This is a genomic window from Paraeggerthella sp. (assembly GCF_048427265.1).
Classification (GTDB): Bacteria; Actinomycetota; Coriobacteriia; order Coriobacteriales; family Eggerthellaceae; genus Paraeggerthella; species Paraeggerthella hominis.
Map to the genome: position 1 here is coordinate 1 of NZ_DBFOSR010000053.1, position 9,132 is coordinate 9,132.

Sequence of the window (9,132 nt, forward strand, 5' to 3'; positions counted from 1 at the left end):
CTTGCCTTCTCTGTCCCGCGAATCTCGGGCACCGCGGTCCTTCTTGCCGGCTTGCACGTTCGACGCGCAAGCTGAACAACCTGCAAGTGGAAAGCTGATTTTCATGTTCTTAATCGTTGGCCTGGGGAATCCGGGCGAGGAATATGCGCATACGCGGCATAACGCCGGGTTCGACACCGTCGACACCCTTGCCGAGGAGGTGGGCGCGCGCTATTGGAAGACTGAATGCGGCGCCCTGACGGCGAAGGGCGTGTACCGCGATCATGATTTGATTCTGGCTAAGCCGCAGAGCTACATGAACACTTCGGGCGGACCGGTCAAGCAGCTGATGAACGCTTACGGCGTAGACGCGGACCACGTGGTTGTGGTGCATGATGAACTGGACATCGATCCGGGCACGGTGCGCGTGAAATTCGGCGGCGGGCATGCCGGGCACAACGGGTTGCGTTCTATCTGCGACAAGCTGGGAACGCGCGATTGGTTTCGGGTGCGCATCGGCATCGGTCGTCCGCCGGGACGCATGCCCGTGGTGGATTGGGTGTTGTCGCGGCCCAAGAAGGAGGCGGCCGACGATTTCGCTTACGCGGTGGATCGAGGCGCCCAGGCTGCACTGTCGCTTGTGCAGGTAGGCTTGGAGAAGACCCAGCAGACGTTCAACTAATAGGCAAGGTGGGTGCGCGGGTTGACGGCTCGCGCGCCCACCTTGCTGTCGCTTTGGCGCTGTGCGCACGAAAAACCGCTCCCGCTGGCAGGTTTTGACGTTTAGGGGTCGTTGTATCTGGCCGGTTGGTCGCGCGCAAGGGCGCGACGCGACAGCTCAATGCTGTGAACAGGCGAAATGAAACGGAAGCCGAGCGACGACCGGAACAGTGCTCGGCTTGACGACCGCAAACCGTCAAAACCTGCCAGCGGGAGCGGTTTTTCGAGCGCAAGCCTGGCCCTGTGGCCCTGTGGCCCTGCGGCTCCGCGGTCCAGCGACCCCGCGGCCCAGCGACCCCGTGGCCCAGAGGCTCCGCGGCTCAGTCGAAGTCGACGCGGCTCGTCCGACGAGCAGCGCAAACCGCCTGCAATCGGCGCAAGCGCCTGCGGGCGGTCTTTTCCCTCTACTGCCGAAACGCTTGGGATATACTGGCCTTGCGGGAGCGACGGTTCTGGAGCGGAGGCGGTATGGCGGGCGAAAACCAGGCAAGAAAGCGCGGTGCGGTGTACGCCCTGTTCGCCATCGTGGTATTGGCTTCGGCTTCGGGAAATCTGTCGCAAACAGCGGTGAACGCCATGCTGGGCGACATCATGGGGGAGTTCGCTCTATCTGTTGATCTGGGGCAATGGCTTACGACCAGCTATATGCTGGTGCTTGGGGTAACGGTTCCCGTTGCCACGTTTCTTTCGCGACGGTTCTCGGTTCGCCGTCATGTGTTTCTGGCTCTTTCGTTTTTCCTGGTAGGCGCGCTTGCCGATCTGCTGGCTCCGAACTTTGCGGTTTTGCTGGTGGGCCGCGTCTTGCAGGCGGTTTCCACGGGCTTGCTCATGCCGCTCATGCAGACCATCGCCATGACCAGCTTCCCGCCTGGCCGTCAGGCTACCGCCATGGGCATTGCGGGCGTGGCTATGGGGTTCGCGCCGAACATCGGACCTACCATTGGCGGCGCCATGAGCTTCTCGTGGGGTTGGCGCAGCCTCTTCGTGCTGCTGGCCGCCCTTACGGTGATGCTTGCGATTGCCGCGGCCATTGCCATCAAGCCTGCTTCCGCGCGTGATACGGGCGCACGTCTCGATATCGTGTCGCTGACAATGTCCACGATTGGATTCGGCGGGTTGCTGCTGGGGTTCTCGAACGCAAGCAGCTTTGCACCCAGCAGTCCGTTCATTTGGGCTCCCATCGTGCTGGGTGCGTTGTTCTTGACGTTGTTCGTTCGTCGGCAAAAGCGGGTCGACCATCCGCTTATTACGATGGAGATATTCGCATCGCGCCAGTACACGGCGGGGTTTGTGGCGCAGAACCTGCTGAATGCCTCGTTCATGGGCGTTACCCTGATCGTGCCGCTGTATGTGGAAGGCCTGTGCGGCGGAACTGCGCTTGAGGCCGGAGTGGTGCTGCTTCCGGGAACGGTGGCTGCGCTGTTGTTGAATCCCCTGGCCGGCGTGCTGACCGACCGCGTGGGCGTGCGTCCGGTCGCGGTGGTGTCGGGCGTGTTTCTGGCGGCTGGCGCGGTGCTCATGTCGTTTCTGGAATCCGACACGCCGCTTTGGGCGGTGACGCTCTGTCAAGCAGTGCGCGCGGTGGGAGTATCGGGCTTGGTGGGGCCGCTGACTTCGTGGAGTTTGGCGAAGTTGCCGCGCCCGATCGTCGCCGATGGATCGTCGTTTTGCATTGCGGCGCGGCAGGCGTGCGCGTCGCTGGGAACGTCGGTGATGGTGTTCGCCATCACGGCGGTGGGCGCAACATCGGCGGGCGTGGCGGACCCGGCGCTGGCGTATCAGGTTGCCTTCGGATTCTCCGCCATTATGGCGGTTGCTACGCTCGGGTTTATCGTGGCGAAGGTGCGCTAGAGCGATCAGCCCACGTCAGTACACGATGGGATTGTCTTCCAGCCCGTAGCGAGCTAGCTTTTCGGCATCGTATACCCGTATGCGGCTTCGGGTTCGCTTGAGGACGCCTTCGCTCTCAAGCGCCGCAATCAATTTCGTGCACGTGGTGATATGGATGGCCAGCAGCTCGGAAAGCTGATTGAGCGTCAGGTTGCACTCGATGTCGAACGTGCCGTCCGGCTCGGGCTTTTGGGTGGCGCACAGTTTTTGCAGCCACATGATCATGCGCTTGGTCGATGATTGGTGGCCCGTGTTGCTTATTCGGTGTCCCATTTGGGCAAACGATAGGTGGCATACATCGATGAACTCGTAGAATAGATCGGGGTCTTGCTGGGCGAGCTCGTAGAGTTGTCGTTGCGTGAACGCGAACAAGACAGTGTTTTGCGTAGCTACGAAACGAGCTTTGTATCGCCCGATCGAGGCGTAGTCGTTGTATTCGGCCGAGAAGGCGTTTCCTGCGTTGCGCCAGTACAGCGGCATGCCGCCTCCTGATTCTTGCTCGAACGTCGCAGCTATCTGCCCCTCGTCGATATAGAAGTAGTACGGGTCGTCTATGGTTTTCGCGCTTGTACGAATGTACTCGCCTTTGAACAGCTTCTTCTTTCGGCCAAGCTCTTTGTATTCGGCTATTTTCAAGCGCCGGAACGGTTGCGTCGGTATAAGAATGGAACGGTAGTCTTGCTCGGTGGCCATATGATGTCTCCCCAGTGATCATGTGGTTCCGGTACGAAAAATCCCCTAGAGCGATACTAGCACTTTCGTGCGCCCGCGCCAACGTCGAGCAACGTGCATTCGACGCTTGACGTGCGGCATGTTTCCTGATCGCAGGCGAAATCTGGTCTGCGCCAGGTTCCGGGTGGCGCGAAATCTCAGTTCTTCTTGTTGCGGGCGCTTCTGGAACGACCTCTTTCTAGTCCGTAGAGTTTCCCATGACGAAGCGCGAGGGAGATAGGTATCGACACCGTTCTTCCCGTGCAGGAAAACAGGAGGAAGGACAAGGGGATGACGAGGTACGGAATGGCCATTGACCTGCGCAGATGCGCGGGTTGCGGTGCCTGCGTCGTGGCATGCCAGATGCAGAACAACCAGAAGCCCGGCGTGTCGTGGAACAGCCTGGACGTGTGCGAATGGGGGCGTACGGTAGGCGAGTCGGGTCGTGCGTACGTGCCGCATGCGTGCATGCAATGCGACGATCCCGAGTGCGTTAGCGTGTGTCCTACCGGTGCGAGCGTACGCCGCGAGGATGGCATTACGGTGATCGACTACGAGCAGTGCATCGCATGCGGGTTCTGCATGTCGGCTTGCCCTTACGGCGCGCGCAAGCTCAACAACGCCAAGGGCAACCTGTTCGGCGCCGATGTTCCCGCGCCGTACGAATCCTACGGCGTGCAGCGTAGCCTGGTGGCGGAAAAGTGCATCTTCTGCGAAGGTCGCTTGGCCGAGGGCAAGCAGCCTTCCTGCGTGGTTAACTGCCCGGGCCGCGCGCGCTACTTCGGCGACCTGGACGATTCGCAAAGCGCAGTATCCCAGTTCATAGCGGCAAACGATGCCGTGCGCATTGACGAGACGTCGTTCTATTACGTGCCAGTAGCGGGCATGCCCAACGATGCCTTGCCGTTTGCGGCCTCGTCCCAAGACGTGGTACGCGAGCAGGCTGCGCCGGGCATCGATCCTGTGGTGCTGGGAGCGGCTGGCGTTGCCGTAGTTGCTGCGGGCGTGGGCGCGGGCGTGGCTGTGGCGAAATCGAAGAAGGGGAAGGAAGGGGCATAGCATGAGCGAGATGACCAGCGTCACCCGTCGCACGTTCCTCAAGGGCGCGGGCGCGGTTGCGGGCACGGCCTTGGTGGCTGGCGGCTACAACATCGTGCATCCCGAAGGGGCTGTGGCCGAAGAGGCTCCCGTCGAAGTCAAGTACACGTACTGCGACATGTGCAACCACGTGCCGAAGTGCGGCATAGCCGCCTCGATCAAAGATGGCAAAGTGGTGCGCGTCGAGGCGCGCGAAAAGTATCCCGCCGACCCCATCTGCGCGAAGGGCATTTCCAGCTTGCAGGAGCTGTACGACCCGCATCGCATCACGTACCCGATGGTGCGCACGAACGCGAAGGGTAGCGGCGCGCCCGAATGGGAGCCCATTTCCTGGGACGATGCGTACGCGCGCATCGCGAGCGAGTTCAATCGCATCAAGGAAGAGAGCGGTCCCGAAGCCGTGCTGTTCTACTGCGGCGATCCCAAAGAGCCCCGTGGCGCGATGCAGCGCCTTGCCACGCTCTTCGGTTCCCCCACGTATGGATCTGAAAGCTCCACATGCGCGGCGGCTACTTGGATCTGCTCGCAGCTGGTTACCGGCCAGCTGACCATGGGAAGCGATCCTACCGACGCTACGGCAAGCTGCTTGGTCTGGTCGCTCAATCCTGCCTGGTCGCAGCCTTATCGCTTCGGGGACATGATGAAGCACAAGGAGCGCGGCTGCAAGTTCGTGGTGGTTGACCCGCGCATCACACCGACCGTGACCGGGCTGGCCGACGTGCATTTGCAGCTGCGCCCCGGCACCGACGGCGCGTTGGCGCTCGGCTTCATCCACGTCATGCTGCGCGACAATCTCTACGATAAAGAGTTTGTGGAGAAGTGGACGCACGGCTTCGACGAGCTGGCAAGCTACGTGCAGGAGTTCACGCCCGAGCGGGTTGAGGAGATCACCTGGGTACCCGCTGCCAAACTGGAGGAAGCGGTCAAAATCATCTGCGAAAACTCCCCGGCTACGCTCGTGTCCAGTTCGGCTGGCGCCTGCCATGCCACGAACGTGGGCAATTTCCAGCGCGCGGTGTACTCCATCATTGCCTTGACCGGCGATCTTGACGTGGCGGGCGGCCTTTCCATGGGCTCTGGGCTGCCGTTCGACTATTCGGCGTCCACTGCGGCTTTCCGTTTGGAGAGCATGTACGCCGAAAAGGGCTTGCAGAACATTCGCTATGACAAAGACGATTTCCCTGTATGGGCGCACTATTTCAAAATGATCCAGACGGCGCATCTGCCGGAACTGGTTGCCGACGGCAAGATTCGAGCCGGCTTGCTGCTGGGCGTGAACTCCATGATGTGGCCGCAGACTCCTGAGTACCAAAAGGCTATCAAGGACATGGAGTTTACGGTAGCCATCGACTATTACATGCGCCCTTGGACTCACGATTTGGTGGACATGCTGCTGCCTGCTGCCATGTGCTACGAGCGCATGGCGCCGCCGGCTATTTTCGGCCGCAAGATATTTCATCGCGATCCGGTGGTGGAGCCGATGGGGCAGTGCCGCGAGGATTGGCAGATCATCCTGGAGATCGGTTGCGCGCTGGGCTTTGAGCAGGAGTGCTTCGGCGGCAGCGTGGAGGCGGCACTCGACGATATGTATCGCGGTGCGGGCATCGACATTTCTCTGGACCTGCTGCGCGAGCATCCCGAAGGCTACGAAGTGCCTGGTGGCGTGAAGGGCGAGCGGAAGTACGCCGACGGCCTTCTGCGAAAAGACGGCAAGCCTGGATTCAATACTCCGACGGGTAAGATAGAGTTCGTGTCGGAGGTTCTCAAGCAGTACGGCTTTGATGGTTTGCCGGTGTTCGAGGAGCCGGTGCACAGCCCCGTGAGCACGCCCGACGAGGCGAAGGATTACTCGCTGGTGTTGAATAGCGGATCGCGCGTGCCGTATTACACGCACTCGAAGCTGCGCGATCTTCCCTGGCTCAACCAGTTCATGCCCGACCCGGTTATTCGTCTTCATCCGGACGATGCGGAGAAGCGCGGTATTGCCGAGGGCGATCAGGTGCGCGTGTTCAACCAGTTTGGCGAAGTTGTCATGAACGCGGAGATCACGAACCTCGTGCTGCCGGGCGTCGTGGACGTGTTCCACGGGTGGCATCAGGCGGACATCAATCTGCTGACTACGCGCGACTTCGATCCAATTACCGGGTTCCCGCCGTTCAGGTCGGGATTGTGCGAGGTCGAGCGCACGGGCAAGGGCCGCATCGTCGCCTAGAGGAGGAGCTGACATGACGCAAGAACAAGATCGGGGGGCTTCGGCCGTTCCGGCGGCGAAGGAGTCGGCGGCAAGCGCCGTCGCGAAGGATGCTTCCCGGGGCGATGAGGCGAGCGGTTTCGAGCAGCGTCGCGCGCGCACGCGCCGGTGGATTGCCGTGGGCGTGACGGCGGCGGTTCTGGTTGTGGCCGGAGCGGGGTTCTGGGTGTGGCACGAACAGCCGAGTTTCTGCAACGCTATCTGCCATACGCCGATGGACCCGTACGTGGAAGGATATTACTCGCAGGATCCGGCTCTTTTGTCGGCAGTGCACCAAGGTGCCGATGTTACGTGCATGGGATGTCATGTGCCTACGCTGAGCGAGCAGTTGGCCGAAGGCGCCGCTTGGGTGACTGGCGGATACGATTTGCCTCTTGAGCAGCGGAGCTTCGACGACGGATTCTGTCTGAACAAGGCGTGCCACGACACGTCGCGCGAGGGGCTTGCGGCCGCTACACAAGACCGTGCGTACAATCCGCACGAAGAGTACCATGGCGAGCGGTTGGCATGCGGCGACTGCCACAAGGTTCACGAACCGTCGGTCAATGCTTGCACGCAATGCCATGCCGACGCCGACGTTCCGGATAACTGGGAGGCTTACGGTTCTCGCTAGCCCACGTCCGAGCAGTGAAAGGCCGCGATCCCGTGCTGCAACGGGTCGCGGCCTTCGTGTTGCGCGAAATGCTAGCTTGCAGACGTGCTGCGGGCTCGATCCGCCTTCGTCGTGTTGTCGGGCAGCCCTGCCTTCGGCATATCGAGTGTGCCGGCCTTTTCACGACGGTGCAGGTCCCAGAGCATGAGCGCCGCGACGGCGATGAAAGCACTGCCTCCGATGACGCCGGTGGCCAACGGCCCCACGAAGGGGTTGCCGCCCGTTGCCGAGACCAGCAGCACGGCGCTCAGGAAGCCGTTGATGGCGCCGTGGCCGATGGCTGCGGCCAGGCAGCTGCCCGTGCGCACGGTGACGTACGTCAGGAAGATGCCGATAACGATGCAGAATACGCACATGGCGGCAATTCCCACGAACGGCCAGCCGGGATAGTCCGTGCCGTAGTTGTGCCCGATCGCGGTGATCGGCGCGTGCCAAAGCCCCCAAATTACGCCAGTGACCAGCAGCGTCGGCACAATGCGCAGACGCTCGGACACCTTCGGCACCAGATAGCCGCGCCAGCCCCATTCCTCGCCGAACGTTGTGACGATGTTGAGCGCGGGGGCCAGGAACACGGCGACGGGCAGTTGAACCAGCAGCATGGTACGCAGCTGGTCGGCGGGGATGTTTCCCGCGCCAGCCGCCGCGGCCGCCTGCTGTTGGGAAGCGATCATGGCGGACATGCTGGGGTCGAAGTCGTGCGGAAATGCCAGGTAGTACGCGCCTGCTCCGATGACAGCCAGCGCCGCCGGCGCGAACCATGCCACGACGAACCAGATCGCGGACTTCTTGAACCGCTTGGGTTTGATGACGCTGTTTTTGAAACCTTCGCGCGTGACCAGGCGCGTGATGAGCACGCCCAAGGCGGGGAAGAACATGGCCGCGCCGACGGCAAGCTGCGTAGCCATGGCCGGAACGCCCTCGATGGCGCCCGTTGCGAGTGGATACACAACGCCAAATTCGTATGCCCAGGTCAATATAAAGGTAACAACAAGAAATACCACGATTCGCTTCATGGTGCCCCCCTCTCGATAGGCAAGGTGCGTCAGCTCCGCCTGGGCGCTTCGACCCGTTTCGACGCTGCAACTCGTTTCGGCGCTGCTGCTCGCTTTGCGGCACGCTTCACGCGCGTTGCCCTTGTGAACTTGCATCTTTGTTCCATCTGTTATAGCATAAATATAACAAACAGGAAAGAAATTTTGCGGCGAAATGAAAGTGGGGTGCGATCGGCGTGATCTTACGCATCGATCAGAAGGCGGAGGAGCCGCTGTACCTGCAAATACGCAGCCAGATTATCGGCGCCATCGCGCGAGGCGAGCTGGTTGCCGGCCAGGCGCTGCCCAGCGTGCGGTCGCTGGCAAGCGATTTGGGCATCAACCTGCATACCGTGAACAAGGCGTACGCCGTGCTTCGTGACGAGGGATACGTGCTCATGCGCGGTCGGTCGGGGGCGTTCATCGCCGATCCGTGCGAGGAGGATCGGGCCGATCGCATGCAGATCGAGCTGGCGAAAATGGAGGATGGGCTGTTCGAGCTGGCGCTGGCCCATCGTGCGCGCGGCGGCAGCTGGGGCGAGTTTCTGGAATGCGCGCAGGTTCAGGCGGCGCGCGCGTACGGAGCGGGCGAGCGCACGGATTGCCGAGGGGCGAACCCGTCGGCGTCGGCTGGCCGGTCGGGCGCTGCGCAGTGCGCTACCGTGCGCGGGGGATCCGGGGTTTTCGGGACGGAAGGATAAGGTATCGCTATGGAGGCACCTGCAACTAAATTCGCATCGGCGATGCTTGTTCTCACGATGTCGCTGGTCCCGCTGACCGGCCTCATGACGGTGGTGACG

General features: G+C 61.7%; 8 protein-coding genes. 6 read left to right on the top strand and 2 right to left on the bottom strand.

Annotated features, from left to right (window positions below):
* Positions 1–103: 103 nt before the first annotated feature.
* Positions 104–661 carry an aminoacyl-tRNA hydrolase gene (gene pth / locus ACMNI9_RS05055; protein WP_418831111.1) on the top strand — a complete coding sequence of 186 codons (558 nt, stop codon included), beginning with the start codon at positions 104–106 and terminating at the stop codon, positions 659–661.
* Between the two features lie 506 nt (positions 662–1,167).
* Positions 1,168–2,550 (top strand): DHA2 family efflux MFS transporter permease subunit, encoded by a 1,383-nt coding sequence (locus ACMNI9_RS05060; protein WP_216529393.1) that lies wholly within the window; start codon positions 1,168–1,170, stop codon positions 2,548–2,550.
* A 15-nt stretch (positions 2,551–2,565) separates the two neighbouring features.
* Here ACMNI9_RS05060 and ACMNI9_RS05065 read toward each other — a convergent pair whose 3' ends face one another.
* Positions 2,566–3,282, bottom strand: coding sequence for a Crp/Fnr family transcriptional regulator (locus ACMNI9_RS05065; RefSeq protein ID WP_418831113.1), 717 nt, complete (start codon positions 3,280–3,282; stop codon positions 2,566–2,568).
* Positions 3,283–3,591: 309 nt separating this feature from the next.
* Between ACMNI9_RS05065 and ACMNI9_RS05070 the strand changes: the two genes are divergently transcribed.
* Genes ACMNI9_RS05070 through ACMNI9_RS05080 form a run of 3 tightly spaced genes read left to right on the top strand, consistent with a single transcriptional unit; the run spans position 3,592 to position 7,262 of the window.
* A complete protein-coding gene (locus tag ACMNI9_RS05070) occupies positions 3,592–4,359 on the top strand; it encodes a 4Fe-4S dicluster domain-containing protein (RefSeq protein WP_216529395.1) in 768 nt (255 codons plus the stop codon).
* A 1-nt stretch (position 4,360) separates the two neighbouring features.
* Positions 4,361–6,610 (top strand): molybdopterin-containing oxidoreductase family protein, encoded by a 2,250-nt coding sequence (locus tag ACMNI9_RS05075; RefSeq protein ID WP_216529396.1) that lies wholly within the window; start codon positions 4,361–4,363, stop codon positions 6,608–6,610.
* Between the two features lie 13 nt (positions 6,611–6,623).
* On the top strand, positions 6,624–7,262 hold the full coding sequence (locus ACMNI9_RS05080) for a cytochrome c3 family protein (RefSeq protein WP_216529397.1): 639 nt from the start codon (positions 6,624–6,626) through the stop codon (positions 7,260–7,262).
* Between the two features lie 71 nt (positions 7,263–7,333).
* On the opposite strand, the gene ACMNI9_RS05085 is transcribed toward ACMNI9_RS05080, so the two are convergent.
* The gene (locus tag ACMNI9_RS05085) at positions 7,334–8,314 is read right to left on the bottom strand and encodes a CPBP family intramembrane glutamic endopeptidase (protein WP_418831116.1); all 981 of its coding nucleotides are present in this window, start codon (positions 8,312–8,314) and stop codon (positions 7,334–7,336) included.
* Positions 8,315–8,529: 215 nt separating this feature from the next.
* Between ACMNI9_RS05085 and ACMNI9_RS05090 the strand changes: the two genes are divergently transcribed.
* Positions 8,530–9,033 (top strand): GntR family transcriptional regulator, encoded by a 504-nt coding sequence (locus tag ACMNI9_RS05090; RefSeq protein ID WP_418831117.1) that lies wholly within the window; start codon positions 8,530–8,532, stop codon positions 9,031–9,033.
* The last annotated feature ends 99 nt before the right edge of the window (positions 9,034–9,132 follow it).